Source organism: Streptomyces phaeoluteigriseus (genome assembly GCF_001896135.2).
Lineage (GTDB): Bacteria > Actinomycetota > Actinomycetes > Streptomycetales > Streptomycetaceae > Streptomyces > Streptomyces phaeoluteigriseus.
Genome location: NZ_MPOH02000019.1, coordinates 110578 through 128323, shown reverse-complemented (window position 1 = coordinate 128323; position 17746 = coordinate 110578). Strand labels below are relative to the sequence as shown.

At 69.2% G+C, this 17746-nt stretch carries 14 protein-coding genes and 1 pseudogene; 14 read left to right on the top strand and 1 reads right to left on the bottom strand.

The genetic code is table 11. The features are described 5' to 3' along the window. The first annotated feature begins 300 nt into the window (after positions 1–300). The 10 genes from BM536_RS30155 to BM536_RS30110 all read left to right on the top strand — a co-directional run bounded on the left by BM536_RS30155 (position 301) and on the right by BM536_RS30110 (position 13040). On the top strand, positions 301–1347 hold the full coding sequence (locus tag BM536_RS30155; protein ID WP_073491991.1) for an ABC transporter permease: 1047 nt from the start codon (positions 301–303) through the stop codon (positions 1345–1347). 101 nt (positions 1348–1448) lie between these two features. Continuing rightward, positions 1449–3242 carry an ABC transporter substrate-binding protein gene (locus tag BM536_RS30150; protein ID WP_073491990.1) on the top strand — a complete coding sequence of 598 codons (1794 nt, stop codon included), beginning with the start codon at positions 1449–1451 and terminating at the stop codon, positions 3240–3242. Between the two features lie 99 nt (positions 3243–3341). Next, positions 3342–4319 (top strand): ABC transporter permease, encoded by a 978-nt coding sequence (locus BM536_RS30145; RefSeq protein ID WP_073491989.1) that lies wholly within the window; start codon positions 3342–3344, stop codon positions 4317–4319. Positions 4320–4334: 15 nt separating this feature from the next. Beyond that, positions 4335–5396, top strand: coding sequence for an ABC transporter ATP-binding protein (locus tag BM536_RS30140; RefSeq protein WP_073491988.1), 1062 nt, complete (start codon positions 4335–4337; stop codon positions 5394–5396). 13 nt (positions 5397–5409) lie between these two features. Beyond that, the gene (locus BM536_RS30135; protein ID WP_073491987.1) at positions 5410–6546 is read left to right on the top strand and encodes an ABC transporter ATP-binding protein; all 1137 of its coding nucleotides are present in this window, start codon (positions 5410–5412) and stop codon (positions 6544–6546) included. An 851-nt stretch (positions 6547–7397) separates the two neighbouring features. Beyond that, positions 7398–9026: a peptide ABC transporter substrate-binding protein gene (locus BM536_RS30130; RefSeq protein ID WP_073498779.1), complete on the top strand. Its 1629-nt coding sequence runs from the start codon at positions 7398–7400 to the stop codon at positions 9024–9026. A 6-nt stretch (positions 9027–9032) separates the two neighbouring features. Beyond that, positions 9033–9956, top strand: coding sequence for an ABC transporter permease (locus tag BM536_RS30125; RefSeq protein ID WP_073498778.1), 924 nt, complete (start codon positions 9033–9035; stop codon positions 9954–9956). Then, positions 9949–10962 carry an ABC transporter permease gene (locus BM536_RS30120; protein WP_073498776.1) on the top strand — a complete coding sequence of 338 codons (1014 nt, stop codon included), beginning with the start codon at positions 9949–9951 and terminating at the stop codon, positions 10960–10962. Before BM536_RS30125 ends, BM536_RS30120 begins: the two co-directional genes overlap by 8 nt. A 7-nt stretch (positions 10963–10969) precedes the next feature. Beyond that, positions 10970–11944, top strand: coding sequence for an ABC transporter ATP-binding protein (locus BM536_RS30115; protein WP_073498781.1), 975 nt, complete (start codon positions 10970–10972; stop codon positions 11942–11944). Then, entirely contained in the window at positions 11937–13040 is a 1104-nt protein-coding gene (locus BM536_RS30110) for an ABC transporter ATP-binding protein (protein ID WP_073498774.1), read from the top strand. The genes BM536_RS30115 and BM536_RS30110 overlap by 8 nt, the downstream gene beginning before the upstream one ends. Before the next feature lie 195 nt (positions 13041–13235). Here BM536_RS30110 and BM536_RS30105 read toward each other — a convergent pair whose 3' ends face one another. Beyond that, positions 13236–15389, bottom strand: a complete 2154-nt coding sequence (locus BM536_RS30105; RefSeq protein ID WP_073498772.1) for a S9 family peptidase — start codon at positions 15387–15389, stop codon at positions 13236–13238. Positions 15390–15568: 179 nt separating this feature from the next. Here BM536_RS30105 and BM536_RS30100 point away from each other — a divergent pair, with 179 nt between their 5' ends. The 4 genes and pseudogenes from BM536_RS30100 to BM536_RS43340 form a co-directional block, all read left to right on the top strand. Beyond that, complete coding sequence (locus BM536_RS30100; protein WP_073498771.1) at positions 15569–15763, top strand: hypothetical protein; 195 nt, start codon at positions 15569–15571, stop codon at positions 15761–15763. A gap of 77 nt (positions 15764–15840) precedes the next feature. Then, positions 15841–16704 (top strand): N-acetyl-1-D-myo-inositol-2-amino-2-deoxy-alpha-D-glucopyranoside deacetylase, encoded by an 864-nt coding sequence (gene mshB / locus BM536_RS30095; RefSeq protein ID WP_073498769.1) that lies wholly within the window; start codon positions 15841–15843, stop codon positions 16702–16704. Continuing rightward, complete coding sequence (locus BM536_RS30090; protein WP_073498767.1) at positions 16704–17114, top strand: DUF6113 family protein; 411 nt, start codon at positions 16704–16706, stop codon at positions 17112–17114. Before mshB ends, BM536_RS30090 begins: the two co-directional genes overlap by 1 nt. Positions 17115–17268: 154 nt before the next feature. Continuing rightward, positions 17269–17746: pseudogene (locus BM536_RS43340) on the top strand (hypothetical protein); the annotation flags it as partial.

The following is a 17746-nucleotide window of genomic DNA, read 5'->3' as shown; positions in this document are numbered from 1 at the left end:
GCCCGCTGTCCGAGCCGCAGGAGAAGCCGTCCGGTTATCGGTTATCCGGCCAACGCGTTTCGGACATGTAAACAAAAAATAGTCACTTCATGTCTGAAATGACCGTTTAGCATTTCACCTGTCAAGCGCGCGCAGGTGTCAATCTTTGCAATTTTTGCTCAAAATATGGACGGTAGGGAGATCCCTATGTCTTCCGGCCTTGACGCGCGTTGACTTACTTGGCGAAAGTTCCCCCAAACCACAGAACCTGCCGGTATCTGTGCTGCGCTCAACTCTCCAACCCCCGGGGGAAGTACACACATGACCAGTCCAGCAAAGACCGAGGGCCCCGGCTCCGCGGTCGCCTTGGACCCTGAGCTCGACGCGACCTCGCAGGTCGCCGAGGGCGCGAAGAAGCTTGAGGGCCGCTCCCCCGGTCAGTTGATGTGGCAGCGCTTCAAGCGTGACCGTACAGGGATGATCTGCGCCGGCGTAGTGATTTTCTACTTCGTCGTGGCGCTGTGCGCGCCGCTGCTCACCATGATCAGCGGCTCCGATCCCTACACCCTGTACGGTCAGGACCCCACGTACGCCGATCAGCCCGTGCTGGACGAGTTCGGTCTGCCGCTCGGCTGGTTCGGCGGTGTCTCGGGGAGCCACTGGTTCGGGGTCGAGCCGCAGTACGGCCGCGACCTCTTCGCCATGCTGCTCTACGGCATGCGCACCTCGCTGCTCATGGCGTTGGGCGTGACCGTGCTGGTGATGCTGACCGGCGTCATCATCGGCCTGGTCGGCGGCTACTTCGGCGGCCGCACCGACTACTGGCTCGGCAGGATCACGGACTTCTTCCTGTCGTTCCCGTCGCAGCTCTTCTTCATCGCCTTCATGCCTGTCGTGACCGCGTTCTTCGTGGACCCCCGGGAGGAGACCCCCACGTACTTCCGGGCGGTGGCGATTCTGATCGTGCTGTGGGTGCTCGGGTGGATGGGCATGGCCCGACTCGTCCGTTCCACCGTGCTGTCCCTGCGTGAGCGCGAGTTCGTGGAGGCCGCCAAGGTCGCCGGCGCCTCCCCGGTGCGGATCGTCCGCAAGGAGATCCTGCCGAACATCGTCTCGCCGATCCTGGTGCAGTTCACGTACCAGCTGCCGAGCACCATCCTCACCATCGCGTTCCTCTCCTTCGCCGGTGTCGGCTTCGTCGAGCCCACCCCGGACTGGGGACGGCTGTTCGCCGCCGGCGCCCGCTACGCCGAGCAGGACCCGGCGTTCATGTTCTTCCCGGGTGTGGCGCTGGTGATCTTCATCCTGTGCTTCAACCTCCTCGGAGACTCGGTACGGGATGCCTTCGACCCCAAGTCCGGGCGCTAAACCGTCCATTGGTGGGGGGTGACTGCCGCCCCCGCGACGCCTACCGGCCGCGTCAGGCAGTACTCATGGATAACAACCGACAGGTAGGTGCATTCACCGCTATGAAGTCGTTCACCTCGCGCAGAGCGCGCGCCGTAGTGGTCGCCATCGCGGCCGGCTCCCTCGCGCTCACAGGCTGCTCGGAGAACAAGGGCTCGAGCTCGGGCAAGGACTCCAAGAAGGACCAGGAGGAGGCGTCCTCCCAGTCGAAGGCCGTCACCTACGCCGACGCCGCAGCCTCGACCGGCCCGGCCGAGGAGGTCCCCGGCGCCAAGAGCGGCGGCACCATAACCGTCTACCAGGAAGCGGGCCTGACCCACCTGGACCCGGGTCAGATCTACGTCTCCGACGCCGGCCAGGTCGCCAACCTGCTCTTCCGCGGGCTGACGAACTTCGAGGAGGACGGCAAGGGCGGTGTCTCGGTCGTGGGTGACCTCGCGACCGACTCCGGCAAGTCCTCCGACGGCGGCAAGACCTGGACGTTCACGCTGAAGGACGGCGTCAAGGACCAGAACGGCAAGGTGATCACCTCCGCCGACATCCGCCACACCGTCGAGCGCACCTACGCCGAGTTCATCTTCGACGGCCCGACCTACCTGCAGACCTGGCTGAGCGGTGCCGAGTACCGCAAGGCGCTGCCGGACGGCGGCTACGGTGCCAAGCACCTGCCGGACTCGGTCCTGGAGACCCCGGACGCCAAGACGGTCGTCTTCCACTTCGACAAGCCGCGTCCGGACCTTCCGCAGACGCTGGCCATGCCGGGCTACTCCATCGTTCCGGAAGGGTCCGACACGAAGGAGAAGTACGACAAGGCCCCCGTCTCCCTCGGCCCGTACAAGATCTCCGAGTACAAGGTCGGCAAGTCCCTCAAGCTCGTCAAGAACGACCAGTGGGACCCGAAGACCGACTCCGTGCGCCACCAGTACGTGGACCTGTGGGACGTCCAGTTCGGTGTCACCGAGTCGACCCAGACCAAGCGTCTGATCTCCGACCAGGGTGACGCCAAGAGCGCCATCCAGTTCACCGGCAGCGTCGACGCCACCCAGATCCAGGACGTGATCGGCACCCCGGCCGTCAACCAGCGCACGATCAAGGGCTACCAGCCCTACGTCATGCAGCTGACGTTCAACCTGGACCGGGTCAAGAACAAGAAGATCCGCGACGCCGTCACCTACGCGGTGAACTCCAAGTCGCTGATCGCCGGTGAGGGTGGCGCCTACGGCGGTGACGTGGCCCCGAACCTGTTCGCGCCGACCCTGCCGGGCTACGAGGCCACCTACGACCCCTACGGTCGCCTCAAGACACCGCAGGGCAACCTCGAGAAGGCCAAGGAACTGCTCGCCGACGTCCCGGCCGCCGAGAGGAAGCTCGTCTTCGCCTACGGCAACACCGAGGCGGGCCAGAAGCGCAAGGTCGCCATCGAGGACGCCCTGAGCAAGGTGGGCATCGACGTGGTCGCCAAGGAGATCGACTCCGCCAGCTACTACCAGCAGATCGGTGAGCTGGACAACCCGTACGACATCTACATCACCGGCTGGGGCCAGGACTGGCCGTCCCCGGGCACGGTCGTGACGCCCATCTACGACGGTGACCAGGTCGCGAAGGGTTCGTCGAACTACTCGCACATCGACGACCCGAAGGTGCAGGAGCTGATCCAGAAGGCCCTGACCCAGGAGCCCACCGAGGCGGCGAAGACCTGGCAGGAGGCGCACCACTACATCCTGGAGAAGGTCAACCCGGCCGCTCCGCTGTGGTACACCAAGCAGTTCCAGCTCTACGGCTCGAACATCGGCGGTGCCCGTTACAGCACCGAGTCGAGCTACATCGACGTCACCCGACTGTTCCTGAAGTCGTAACTCTCTCCGGCTGACCGCGGGGGTGCGCACCAGGCGGAGCGCACCCCCGCGGTTCCGTGAAACCACCTGACCGTCTCCGCAGAGAGCAGCCTCCCCGCCATGCTTCAGTTCATCCTCCGGCGCTTGGTCGGTGCCGTCGTCACCCTGTTCCTCATCGGCGCCGCCACCTTCTTCCTCTTCGTCGCCGCACCGTCCGACTACGCCTCTCTGGCCTGTGGCAGGGACTGCTCGCCCGCGAGACTGGAGTCCATCCGCGAGGCCCTCGGCCTCAACCTGCCGGTCGCCCAGCAGTTCTGGGACTTCATGTCCGGCATCGTGGTCGGCCGTGACTTCCCCGACGGCCACTGCGCCGCCCCGTGCCTCGGACAGTCCTTCTACTCGGGCGACTTCGTCTGGGACACGATCATGGACCGCTTCCCGCTGACCCTGTCGCTGACCGCCGGCGCCATACTCGTCTTCCTCACCATCGGTATCGGCGCGGGCATGCTGGCCGCGTACCGGCGGGGCTCCACGGTCGACAAGCTCGCCACCGGCGCCTCCATGGTGCTCAGCTCGTTCCAGATCTACTTCCTCGGCCCGATCGTGCTGATGATCTTCGTGTACAGCACCGGGTGGGTGGAGAGCCCCAAGTACGTGCCCTTCACCGAGAGCCCGTTCGGCTGGCTGGCCGGACTGTGGATCCCCATGGTCGTCATGGCCACCATCTTCACCGCGCAGTACACGCGTATGGCGCGCGCCTCCATGATCGAGCAGCTCGCCGAGGAGCACGTCCGTACCGCCCGCGCCAAGGGCATGGGCAAGAAGTACGTCTTCTTCCGCTACGCCTGGCGCGGCTCGCTCATCCCGATCGTCACCGTGCTCGGCATCGACATCAGCGCTCTGCTCGGCGGCGGTGTGGTCACCGAACTCACCTTCTCCCTGCAGGGCATCGGACGCCTCGCCGTGGACGGCGCGGTCAACAAGGACCTCCCGCTCACGATGGGCGTCATGCTGTTCGGAGCCTTCTTCATCCTGCTCCTCAACATCCTCGTCGACATCGTGTACGCCTGGATCGACCCGCGCGTCCGGCTCTCCTAGGAAGAACGAACCATCGTGACCACACTGACCAAGACCGAGGACGCCCCGGCCCCCACCGGCCCGGAGGGCTTCCTGTCGGTGCGCGATCTGAAGGTGCGGTTCTCCACCGAGGACGGCATCGTCAAGGCGGTCGACGGCCTGTCCTTCGACGTCGAGCGCGGCAGGACCCTGGGCATCGTCGGCGAGTCGGGCTCCGGCAAGTCCGTCACCAACCTGACGGTCCTCGGCCTGCACAGCCCGCGGACCACGACCATCGAGGGCGAGATCCTCCTCGACGGGAAGGAACTGGTCACCGCCACCGAGCGGGAACTGGAGCGGCTCCGCGGCAACAAGATGGCGATGATCTTCCAGGATCCGCTGACCGCCCTGTCGCCGTACTACACCGTGGGCCGACAGCTGTCCGAGCCCTACATGAAGCACCGGGGCGCCTCCAAGAAGGAGGCGAAGGACCGGGCGATCCAGATGCTGGAGAAGGTCGGCATCCCGCAGCCCAAGGTCCGCTTCGACGACTACCCGCACCAGTTCTCCGGCGGTATGCGCCAGCGCGCGATGATCGCCATGGCGCTGATGTGCGACCCCGAGCTGCTGATCGCCGACGAGCCGACCACCGCACTGGACGTCACCGTGCAGGCCCAGATCCTGGACCTGCTCAAGGACCTCCAGCAGGAGTTCGGCTCCGCGATCGTCTTCATCACGCACGACCTCGGCGTCATCTCCAGCATGGCCGACGACCTGCTGGTGATGTACGCCGGCCGGGCCGTGGAGCGCGGCTCCGTCAAGGAGGTGCTGCGTTCACCGAAGCACCCCTACACCTGGGGTCTGCTCAGCTCGATGCCGCGCCTGGACGGGGACATCAACCAGGCCCTGGACCCGATCCCGGGCAGCCCGCCGTCGCTGCTCAACCCGCCCTCCGGCTGCCCCTTCCACCCGCGCTGTGCCTTCAAGGACCAGGTCGCGGGAGACCTCTGCTCGCAGGAACGGCCGACGCTGGCCGCGGGGCGCGCCGCGGCCTGTCATCTGACGGCCGAGCAGAAGCAGACCATCTTCATCGACAAGATCCAGCCCCGGCTGCGCTAGGGAGCACCGAGACATGAGCGACAACCTCACCCTCCCCACACAGCAGGGATCGACCGACACCCCGTCCCCCGAGCCGCTGCTGAAGGTCGAGGGCCTCACCAAGCACTTCCCGATCCACGGCGGCTTCCCGATCAAACGGAAAGTCGGCGCGGTCCAGGCCGTCGACGGCGTCGACCTGACCGTCGGCGTCGGCGAGAGCGTCGGCCTGGTCGGCGAGTCGGGCTGCGGCAAGTCGACCACCGGCCGGCTGATCACCCGCCTGCTGGAGCCCACCGCGGGCAGGATCACGTACTCGGGGCAGGACATCACCCACGCCTCGCGCCGCCGGCTGGCGCCGGTGCGCTCCGAGATCCAGATGATCTTCCAGGACCCGTACTCCTCGCTGAACCCGCGTCAGACCGTCGGCACGATCATCAAGTCGCCGATGGAGATCAACGGGATCGAGCCGACGGGCGGCCGCGAGACCAGGGTCCGCGAGCTGCTGGAACTGGTCGGCCTCAGCCCTGAGCACTACAACCGCTTCCCGCACGAGTTCTCGGGCGGTCAGCGCCAGCGCATCGGCGTGGCCCGCGCGCTGGCCCTGCAGCCGAAGCTGATCGTCGCGGACGAGCCGGTCTCCGCGCTGGACGTGTCGATCCAGGCGCAGGTCGTCAACCTGCTGCAGAAGGTGCAGCGGGAACTCGGCATCGCGTTCCTGTTCATCGCCCACGACCTGGCCGTCGTCCGGCACTTCTCGCAGCGGGTCGCGGTGATGTACCTGGGCAAGATCGTCGAGGTCGGCGACCGCGAGTCGATCTACAACGGCCCCCGGCACCCGTACACCCACGCCCTCCTCTCCGCCGTCCCCGAGGTCGAGATCGAGGGAGAGACCCCCGCTCGCGAGCGGATCCGGCTCTACGGTGACGTTCCCTCGCCGATCAACCCGCCGTCCGGCTGCCGCTTCCGCACCCGCTGCTGGAAGGCCCAGGACAAGTGCGCGACGGAGGAGCCCCCGCTGGTCCAGCTCTCGGGCAACCGCCCCGGCCACCTGACGGCCTGCCACTTCCCGGAGGACCCGACCACGGAACGCCGAGACGAGGACGTCATCCTCGACCCGGCGCTCAGGGCGCTGGAGAGCGACGCGGAGGGCGGTCCCGCCGGCAAGAAGTGACCGACGCGGGTTCGCCGTGCGGCGGGCGCGGGTGCGGGGTTCGCCCGTAGGGCGGAGGCGTCGCAGCGGGCTGCGCCCCTGCGGCGCGAGCGTGTCGGCGCCGCGTTCGCCGTGCGAGCCGAGTGTCAGCCCGGGGTTCGCCCCGCGGCGTGTGCGTCGCCGCCGGGTTCGGCCCGCGCCGGTGACGATCACGACGGGAGGCGGGGTCACCGACCCCGCCTCCCGTCGTCGTACGTTCGTTGCGCGAGGGCCCGGCCCCACGCCGACGCACCTGAGCGTGCCGTCCGTCCCGGTCGCAGGTCGGCCTCCTCCCACCACCGCATGGAGGGGGGGAGGTCCCCGGGCACCCGGCCCGCGTCCACGCGCCGCGACGCCCCGGGCACCCGGCCCGCGTGACGCGTCTCCCAGGCCCGCCCGGCCGCCGTCCTGTGCCGCAGCCCGCATCGGGCGCACCCTGGCCTCCCGCACCACCGGTTCCCGCGTCTCGCAGCCCGTGGTCGGCGCCTCGTGGTCCGCACGCCGCGGCCGGTGGTGGAGCCCGAGGTCAGACCCCGCGGTCCGCGCACCCCGGCCGGTGGTGGTGCCCGTGGTCGGCACCTCGCGGTCCGTACGCCCCGGCCGGTGGTGGTGCCCGCGGTCGGCACCCCGCGGTCCGCGCACCCCGGCCGGTGAGCTTCCCCGGCTGTCGCCGGCCGTCCACGGTTCACGGAGTTTCGGCACCCGGACGGGTGGCGCGCGTGTGCGTCATGCACCTTTTGCGGTGATATTGGCCGATAAAGGATCAGTACGTCAATACGGACGTCGGCACGACGGCACAGCGCTCGGGTGAAGCGCGGTGAGAGGAGTCATCCATGCGTGGAGCCACGCACGCCAAGTGGGCCGCATGCGCGGCGGCCGTAGCCCTCGTGGCCACGGCCTGCGGGGGCGGGGGCGACAGCGGGGGCGACAGCGGTGCGGTGCTCAGCTCCTCGTGGGGAGACCCGCAGAACCCGCTGGAGCCGGCCAACACCAACGAGGTGCAGGGCGGCAAGGTCCTCGACATGATCTTCCGGAGCCTGAAGAAGTACAACCCGGAGACCGGCGAGGCCGAGGACATGCTCGCCGAGAAGATCGAGACCTCGGACTCGCAGAACTTCACCATCACCGTCAAGGACGGCTGGACCTTCAGCAACGGCGAGAAGGTCACCGCCAAGTCCTTCGTCGACGCCTGGAACTACGGCGCCAGCCTGAAGAACAACCAGAAGAACGCGTACTTCTTCGGGTACATCGAGGGCTACGACAAGACGCACCCCGAGGACGGCGGCAAGCAGACCGCCGACACCCTCTCCGGGCTGAAGGTCGTCGACGACAGGACCTTCACGGTCAAGCTCAGCCAGAAGTTCTCGACCTTCCCCGACACCCTCGGCTACCCGGCCTACGCCCCGCTGCCCCAGGCCTTCTTCACCGACCACGCGGGCTGGCTGTCCAAGCCGATCGGCAACGGCCCCTACGCCGTCGACTCCTACGCCAAGGGCTCCCAGATGAGCCTGCGCAAGTGGGAGGACTACCCCGGTGACGACGCGGCGGAGAACGGCGGCGTGGACCTCAAGGTCTACACGGACAACAACACCGCCTACACCGACCTGCTGGCCGGCAACCTCGACCTGGTCGACGACGTGCCCGCGGCCCAGCTCAAGAACGTCAAGAACGACCTCGGGGACCGCTACCTCAACACCCCCGCCGGCATCATCCAGACCCTCGCCTTCCCGTTCTACGACGAGAACTGGAACAAGAGCGGCTCCGACAAGGTCCGCACCGGCCTGTCCCGGGCCATCGACCGCGAGCAGATCACCGAGACGATCTTCCAGAAGACCCGCACCCCCGCCACCGACTGGACGTCCCCGGTGCTCGGGGAGGACGGCGGCTTCAAGGAAGGCCTGTGCGGGGACGCCTGCGACTACGACCCGGCGGAGGCCAAGAAACTGATCCAGGAGGGCGGCGGCCTCCCCGGCGGCCAGGTCAAGATCACGTACAACGCGGACACCGGCTCCCACAAGCAGTGGGTCGACGCCGTCTGCAACTCCATCAACAACGCCCTGGGCAACGACAAGGCCTGCGTCGGCAACCCGGTCGGCACCTTCGCCGACTTCCGCAGCCAGATCGGCGACCAGAAGATGAGCGGCCCGTTCCGGGCGGGCTGGCAGATGGACTACCCCCTCATCCAGAACTTCCTCCAGCCGCTCTACTACACCAACGCCTCCTCCAACGACGGCAAGTGGTCCAACAAGGAGTTCGACGACCTCGTCGACGAGGCCAACGCCGAGACCGACACCGCCAAGGCCGTCGAGACGTTCCAGCAGGCCGAGGAGGTGCTCCGGGACAACATGGGCGCCATCCCGCTCTGGTACCAGAACGGCAGCGCCGGCTACTCGGACCGCCTGTCGAACGTCAAGCTCAACCCGTTCTCCGTCCCGGTGTACAACGAGATCAAGGTCAGCTGACCCGCGATGGGGCGGTACGTGATCCGGCGTCTCCTCCAGATGATCCCGGTGTTCATCGGAGCCACGCTGCTGATCTTCCTCATGGTCAACGTGATGGGCGACCCCATCGCCGGTCTCTGCGGCGACCGGCAGTGCGACCCCGCCACCGCCGCCCAGCTGGAGAAGGAGTTCGGCCTCGACAAGCCCGTCTGGCAGCAGTACCTGACCTACATGGGGAACGTCTTCACCGGTGACTTCGGTACGGCGTTCAACGGCCAGCCGGTCACCGAACTGATGGCGACGGCCTTCCCCGTCACCATCCGGCTCACGATCATCGCGATCGTCTTCGAGATCGTCATCGGCATCACCCTCGGAGTCGTCACCGGCCTGCGCCGCGGTCGCCCCGTCGACAGCGGCGTCCTGCTGGTCACCCTCGTGGTGATCTCCGTCCCCACCTTCGTCACCGGCCTGCTGCTCCAACTGCTGCTCGGCGTCAAGTGGGGCTGGATCAAGCCCTCGGTGTCCTCGGACGCCACCTTCGGCGAGCTGATCGTGCCGGGCCTGGTGCTGGCGAGCGTCTCACTGGCCTACGTCACCCGCCTGACCCGCACCTCCATCGCGGAGAACAAACGGTCCGACTACGTCCGTACGGCCATCGCCAAGGGCCTGCCGAGGCGCCGCGTCGTCACCCGCCACCTGCTGCGCAACTCGCTCATCCCGGTCGTCACCTTCATCGGCACCGACATCGGCGCCCTGATGGGCGGCGCGATCGTCACCGAGCGCATCTTCAACATCCACGGCGTCGGCTTCCAGCTCTACCAGGGCATCCTCCGCCAGAACACCCAGACCGTGGTCGGCTTCGTGACCGTCCTCGTCCTGGTGTTCCTGGTGGCCAACCTGCTGGTCGATCTCCTGTACGCCGTACTCGACCCGAGGATCCGCTATGCCTGAACCGATGCCGCCCGAGCCGCTCCTGTCCGGCGGGGGCCGCGTCCCGGAGGACGGCGCCATCGCCGCGACCGGCATGGGCGGCGCGATGGACCTCGCCACCGCCGAGGGCGAGACCCTGGAGAGGGCCCCGGCCGGCCCGGACGGCACCGGCCCCACCGACAGGCCCCGCTCCCTGTGGTCGGACGCCTGGCGCGACCTGCGCCGCAACCCCGTCTTCATCCTCTCCGGCCTGGTCATCCTCTTCCTGGTGTTCGTCTCCCTGTGGCCCTCGGTGATCGCCTCCGGTTCCCCCCTCAAGTGCGACCTCGCCAAGGCCCAGGAAGGCTCCCAGCAGGGCGCCCCGTTCGGCTACGACGGCCAGGGCTGCAACGTGTACACCCGCACCGTGTACGGCGCCCGTACCTCCGTCACGGTCGGCGTCCTGGCCACGCTCGGCGTCGCCCTGTTCGGCAGCGTCCTCGGCGGGCTCGCCGGATTCTTCGGCGGCGTGTGGGACTCGGTCCTGTCCCGGATCACCGACATCTTCTTCGCGATTCCCGTCGTCCTCGGCGGCCTGGTCCTGCTCTCCGTGGTCACCAGCAACACCGTCTGGCCCGTCATCGGGTTCATGGTGCTGCTGGGCTGGCCGCAGATCTCCCGGATCGCCCGCGGCTCGGTCATCACCGCGAAGCAGAACGACTACGTGCAGGCCGCGCGGGCGCTCGGCGCCTCCAACTCCCGCATGCTGCTGCGGCACATCGCGCCCAACGCCGTGGCCCCGGTGATCGTCGTGGCGACCATCGCGCTCGGCACGTACATCGCGCTGGAGGCCACCCTGTCCTACCTCGGTGTCGGCCTGAAGCCGCCGACCGTCTCCTGGGGCATCGACATCTCCGCAGCCTCGCCGTACATCCGCAACGCCCCGCACGCGCTGCTGTGGCCCTCCGGCGCCCTGGCGCTCACCGTGCTGGCGTTCATCATGCTCGGCGACGCGGTGCGCGACGCCCTCGACCCGAAGCTGAGGTGACGTGCCGATGCTGCTCGAAGTGCACGACCTGCACGTGGAGTTCCGTACCCGCGACGGGATCGCCAAGGCCGTCAACGGCGTCACCTACGGCGTCGACGCGGGGGAGACCCTCGCCGTGCTCGGCGAGTCCGGCTCCGGCAAGTCCGTCACCGCCCAGGCCGTCATGGGCATCCTCGACACCCCGCCCGGCCGGATCACCGGCGGCCGGATCCTCTTCCAGGGCCGGGACCTGCTGACGCTCAAGGAGGAGGAGCGCCGCAAGGTCCGGGGCGCCGAGATGGCGATGATCTTCCAGGACGCGCTGTCCTCGCTCAACCCCGTGCTCTCCGTGGGCGACCAACTCGGCGAGATGTTCGTCGTGCACCGCGGAATGTCGCGGAAGGACGCCCGCGCCAAGGCCGTGGAGCTGATGGACCGGGTCCGCATCCCGGCCGCGAAGGAGCGGGTCCGGCAGTACCCGCACCAGTTCTCCGGCGGTATGCGCCAGCGCATCATGATCGCGATGGCGATGGCCCTGGAACCCGCGCTCATCATCGCCGACGAGCCGACCACCGCCCTCGACGTCACCGTCCAGGCCCAGGTCATGGAGCTGCTCGCGGAGTTGCAGCGCGAGCTGCACATGGGCCTGATCCTCATCACCCACGACCTCGGCGTGGTCGCCGACGTCGCCGACCGCATCGCCGTGATGTACGCGGGCCGGATCGTGGAGTCGGCGCCCGTCCACGACATCTACAAGGCGCCCGCCCACCCGTACACCCGCGGCCTGCTCGACTCCATCCCGCGCCTGGACCAGAAGGGCCAGGAGCTGTACGCCATCAAGGGCCTGCCGCCCAACCTCATGCACATCCCGCCGGGCTGCGCCTTCCACCCGCGCTGCCCGATGGCCCAGGACGTGTGCCGCACCGACGAGCCACCCCTGTACGAGGTGGAGGAGGAGCGGGGCAGCGCCTGCCACTTCTGGAGGGAGTGCCTGCATGGCTAGTACCTCAGCCGCCCCGGCCGCCCCGGCGACCTCGCCGGCCGAGCCGATCCTCGAGGTGACCGGGCTCGTCAAGCACTACCCGCTCACCCGGGGTGTCCTCTTCAGGAAGCAGGTCGGCGCGGTCAAGGCCGTCGACGGCGTCGACTTCGTCCTCCACCGCGGCGAGACCCTCGGCATCGTGGGCGAGTCGGGCTGCGGCAAGTCCACGGTCGCCAAGATGCTGGTCAACCTGGAGAAGCCGACGGCGGGGCGGATCCGCTACAAGGGCGAGGACGTCACCAAGCTCTCCGGCCGGGCCCTCAGGGCCGTACGCCGCAACATCCAGATGGTCTTCCAGGACCCGTACACCTCCCTCAACCCCCGTATGACGGTGGGCGACATCATCGGGGAGCCGTACGAGATCCATCCCGAGGTCGCGCCCAAGGGGGACCGGCGCAAGAAGGTCCAGGACCTGCTGGACGTGGTCGGGCTCAACCCCGAGTACATCAACCGCTACCCGCACCAGTTCTCCGGCGGCCAGCGGCAGCGCATCGGCATCGCGCGGGGGCTCGCCCTGCGCCCCGAGGTGATCGTCGCCGACGAACCGGTGTCCGCGCTCGACGTGTCCGTGCAGGCGCAGGTGATCAACCTGATGGCGAACCTCCAGAGCGAGTTCGACCTCTCGTACATCTTCATCGCGCACGACCTGTCGATCGTCCGGCACATCTCCGACCGGGTCGGCGTGATGTACCTCGGCCGGATCGTGGAGACCGGCCGCGACGCCGAGATCTACGAGCACCCCACGCACCCGTACACCCAGGCGCTGCTCTCCGCGGTGCCCGTGCCGGACCCGGAGGCGCGCGAGCACCGGGAGCGGATCATCCTCTCCGGCGACGTGCCGTCCCCGACGAACATCCCGTCCGGCTGCCGCTTCCGCACCCGCTGCTGGAAGGCACAGGAGCGGTGCGCCCTGGAGGTGCCGGCCCTCGCCGTCCCGGCCGAGTTCCGTCACACGGGCGGACCCGCGGCCCATGACTCGGCCTGCCATTTCGCGGAGGAGAAGCAGGTGGTCCCGCCCGAGGAACCCCGGGAAGACCATGGAGACACGGGGGCATAGAGGCACATATGAGCCGCAACCGCGTTAACACGCAGGCAACTTGACCGACGCGATTCCGATATACGGACGCGTCAGGCTGAACAGCGTACGGCCGTGCGGGTGCCGTGAACGGGCCGGGAGCGCCATGTCTCCCGGCCCGTTGCCCCTTTTTGCGCCTGAGCCGGCGCCGCTCCCGCGGACCTGGCCGGTGCTTCGTCAGTGGTCGCGGTGGTCCCTGGGGGGCTGCTCCCCGGACAGGCCGAGAGCGCGGCGGAGGAAGTCCAGCTGAAGGCGCAGCAGGTTCTCGGCGACCGTCTCCTGAGGGGTCATGTGGGTCACGCCGGCCAGGGGCAGGACCTCGTGCGGGCGTCCGGCCGCGAGCAGTGCGGAGGACAGCCGCAGGGAGTGGGCGACCACCACGTTGTCGTCCGCCAGGCCGTGGATGATCATCATCGGGCGGGCCGGTTCCGCGGGGTCGACCAGGCCGGCGTCGTCCACCAGTGAGTTCCGCCGGTAGACCTCCGGCTGCTGCCGCGGGTGTCCGAGGTAGCGCTCCTGATAGTGCGTGTCGTACAGGCGCAGGTCGGTGACCGGGGCGCCGACCACCGCCGCGTGGAACACGTCCGGGCGTCGCAGCACCGCGAGGGCGGCCAGGTAACCGCCGAAGGACCAGCCGCGGATGGCGACCCGGCTCAGGTCGAGCGGGAAGTCCGCGGCGAGCGCCTGGAGCGCGTCGACCTGGTCCTGGAGCGCGACGGCCGCCAGATCGTCCTTGATCGCCTTCTCCCAGGCCGGTGAGCGCCCCGGTGTGCCCCGTCCGTCGGCGACGACCACCGCGAACCCCTGGTCGGCGAACCACTGCGAGGTCAGGTGCGCGTTGTGCGCGGCGAGCACGCGGGGCCCGTGCGGGCCGCCGTAGGGGTCCAGCAGGACCGGGAGCGAGGTGTCACCGGGGTAGTCCGTAGGCATAAGCACGGCGCACGGGATCCGCCGTGCGCCCCCCTGGGTGAGTTTCACGCGGGGGAAGAGGCCGGGATCCTCCGCATACGACCGGACAGTGGCTGGCGCCTTCCCGTGCCGCAGCACCCGCGCCCGGCTCCCGGGCCGGTCCAGAGTCGCCGAGACCAGGACGGTGACGTCCCCGGCCCGTACCGCCGAGTGCACGCCGGGCTCGTCGGACAGGCGCTCCACGCCGAGTTCGTTGACGCGGTAGACGTGCACCTCGCCGATCTCGGGCCTCTCCGCCGACTCCCCGGCCGAGGCCGAGACCAGCACGTCGTCGGCCGTCACGTCCAGCACCGCCCGGACGTGCAACTGGGCTCCGGTCAGCGGACGTTCGCCGACCGCGAGCACTCGGGCACCGCCCTCGTCGGCGATCCGCACCAGCTGCCCGGAGGGGCTCCAGCAGGGCACCCCAGGGAAAAGATCAAGCCAAATCGGATCTTCGTCGGCGTGCACCATCCGGGTCGCCCCGGACTCGGTGTCGACGGCCAGGAACAGCTGGCTGCGCTGGTCGCGCGCCTGGACGAGCAGCAGCGGGGCACCCGCCGCTGACCAGTGCACTCGCGCCAGATACGGATAGCGCGTCCGGTCCCAGACGACCTCCGTGCGCACGCCGTCGAGGCCGAACACGAACAGCCGTACGTCCGCGTTGGCCGTCCCGGCAGCCGGATAGGGGACGTGTTGTGGGTCACGTTCCGGCTGGGACGGATCGGAGATCCACCACCGCGCCACCGGCGTGTCGTCCACCCGCGCGACCAGCAGCCGGTCGGACTCCGGAGCCCACCAGAAACCCCGCGAACGGCCCATTTCCTCCGCCGCGATGAACTCGGCCAATCCATATGAAACCGACTCCGACTCCGGCTCGGCGAGCGCCACATCGCCCTCGCCCTCGGCGCCCACGACCCGCAGGGCGCCCCGTGTCACGTAGGCGACGAGCCGCCCGTCGGGTGACGGACGGGGGTCGATCACCGGTCCGGGAACGCGGATCCCACGCGCCGTACCGGCCCGCAACTCAGCCGTGAAAAGCCGCCCTGACAAGGTGAAAGACGCCAGCTCCACCGCCGCGTCGGTGGCGTACCCGACGATCCCGGCGCCGCCCTCCCGGCTGCGCTCACGGCGCGCCAGCTCCTCGGGCGAGAGGTCCTCCGAGGCGCCGCCGAGGAGGATGCGCGGGTCCGCGGCCACGCGCTCGCGGCCGTCGGCCGGATCGAGCACCCACAGCGCGTTGCTGCGGTCGTCACCGGCACGGGAGCGCAGGAACACCACGCGAGAGCCGTCGGGCGCCACGGTGAACGAACGGGGCGCGCCGAGCGTGAACCGCTGGGTCCGGGCGTGCCGGCGGGGGAATGAGTCGGACTCGGTCGTCATCCCCCGACCATATTGGCCATGCGCCCCCTTGTGCGGCTGTGCGCCGAGAGATGCGCACGCACCCATAGTTATGATCACTAGCGCTGTGTGGGTATGAACCTGCTGGCTGATGTATGGATTTACAGGTTCCCTAGCTCTGTCATTCCCCCACGTACCCGGGTTCTTGGAGGTGAGCCGCCGTGGCACTCTCGATTTCGGCGGTGGTGCTGCTGGCGATCATCGTCTTCTTGTTGATCAAGAAGTCAGGACTGAAGGGTGGTCACGCTGTTGTCTGCATCCTGCTCGGCTTCTATCTCGCCTCCTCGACGATCGCGCCCACCATCAGCGACCTGACGACGAGCGTGGCGAGCATGATCGGCAGCATCAAGTTCTGACCGGGTGCCCGACGCCGCGTCCGTCTCTGCGCCTGCCCCTCGGGCGGAGATGTATGCCCGCCTCGTAGGGTTGCCCCATGACGGAACTGCCAGCCCGGCGTCTGCTGCTGGTGCACGCGCACCCGGACGACGAGTCGATCAACAACGGCGCGACCATGGCCAGGTACGCGGCCGAGGGCGTCCAGGTGGCTCTGGTCACCTGCACCCTCGGTGAGCGTGGCGAGGTCATCCCGCCGCAGTTGCGGCACCTCACCGGTGCCGCCCTGGGCGAGTGCCGCCTGCGCGAACTCACCGCCGCCATGGGCGAACTGGGCGTCCAGGACTTCCGGTTGCTCGGCGGAGTCGGGCGCCACGCCGACTCCGGGATGATGGGCCTGCCCGACAACGACGACCCCGCCTGCTTCTGGCAGGCCGACGTCGACGCCGCCGCCGGATCCCTCGCCGAGGTGATCCTCGCCCTGCGCCCCCAGGTCCTCGTCACCTACGACGAGCACGGCGGCTACGGCCACCCCGACCACATCCAGGCCCACCGCGTCGCCATGCGGGCCGTCGAGCTGGCCGCCGGGGCCGGCTGGAGCGTCCCCAAGGTCTACTGGAACCGCGTCCCGCGTTCCGTCGCCGAGGCCGCCTTCGCCCGGCTCCGGGAGGAGCTGCCCGGCCTGCCCTTCGCCAAGAGCGCCGACATCGGGGACGTACCCGGCGTCGTCGACGACGAGAGCGTCACCACCGAGATCGACGGCAGCGCGTACGCCGCCGCCAAGGCCGCCGCGATGCGCGCGCACGCCACCCAGATCGAGGTCGCCCCCGGGGAACGCCACTTCGCGCTCTCCAACGAGCTGGCCCAGCCCCTCTTCACCACCGAGTACTACGAACTCGTCCGCGGGGAGCGGCCCCAGCAGCGGGAGACCGACCTGTTCGCCGGTGTCGAGGAGGCCGTCTGATGCCGGACCAGGGTTCCCTGCTCGCCCAGCCCCTCCAACGGCCCCCCGTCGGACGGATCGCCGCCCACCTCGGACTCCTGCTGCTCGGCGCGCTGACCGCGCTGGCCGGGGCGCTCCTCCAGGCCGGCTGGTTCCCCGGCGGGCTGCTGCTCGCGCTCACGGGCGCCGCCGGGCTGTTCCTCGGCGGGGCGCGGGCCCTCGGCAGCCGGGGCGGGGCCGTCTCGCCCGCCGCCGGCTGGATGATCGGCGTCGTCCTGCTCACCGCGGGCCGCCCCGAGGGCGACTTCCTGTTCGGCGCGGGAGGCGGTTCCTACCTCTTCCTGCTCGGCGGCATGGCACTTGCTGTGATCTGCGCCACCATCGGCTGGGGGCGGCAACCGGTCGGCGACGGGGTCCGACTTGGCAAGTGACGTACCACTTCGCCGTGGCGCGGGCGTGCGAGTCCCGTGACGGTTTCCACGGCGGTCATGGGATACGGGTCAGTAGTGGCCAGTATGGTGGTGCGCGCCGCCGAGCTGCCCGTGAGGTCGTGGCGGGCGGCGGAGCCAACCTGGAGAACCTGCCTTGAGTCGTGAAACTGACAGTCCGTCCTCCGGGCCCAACGGGTCCAACGGGCGCGGCGGAGCCGCATACCCCTCGGGCACGCCGCCCTACGGCACCCCGATGGTGTCCGACGGCGGCCCGGACACGGGCCGTTCGGCCGCACGGCCGGAGGAACGCAAGACCGAGACCACGCTGACGACCCGGATCCGGATCAACATCCCGGGTTCACGGCCCATCCCGCCGGTCGTCGTGCGCACGCCCGTCACCGACGCGGATCCGGCGGGCGACGACGCCGGCGCCGACGCGCAGGGCACCGGCCCCGCCGGAGCCGCGGGCGGGGCCCCCGCGACGGGAGCCACCGGACGCCCGGGAGCCGACGGCAGTGCCGACGCACCCGGCGACCACGCGCGACGGCCGAGGACAAGATGCCGAGCGACTGGTTCGCCCCGCGCAGGCCGGGGCGCCCGCCAAGGGCGCCCAGAGCGGCGGACCGGCGGGC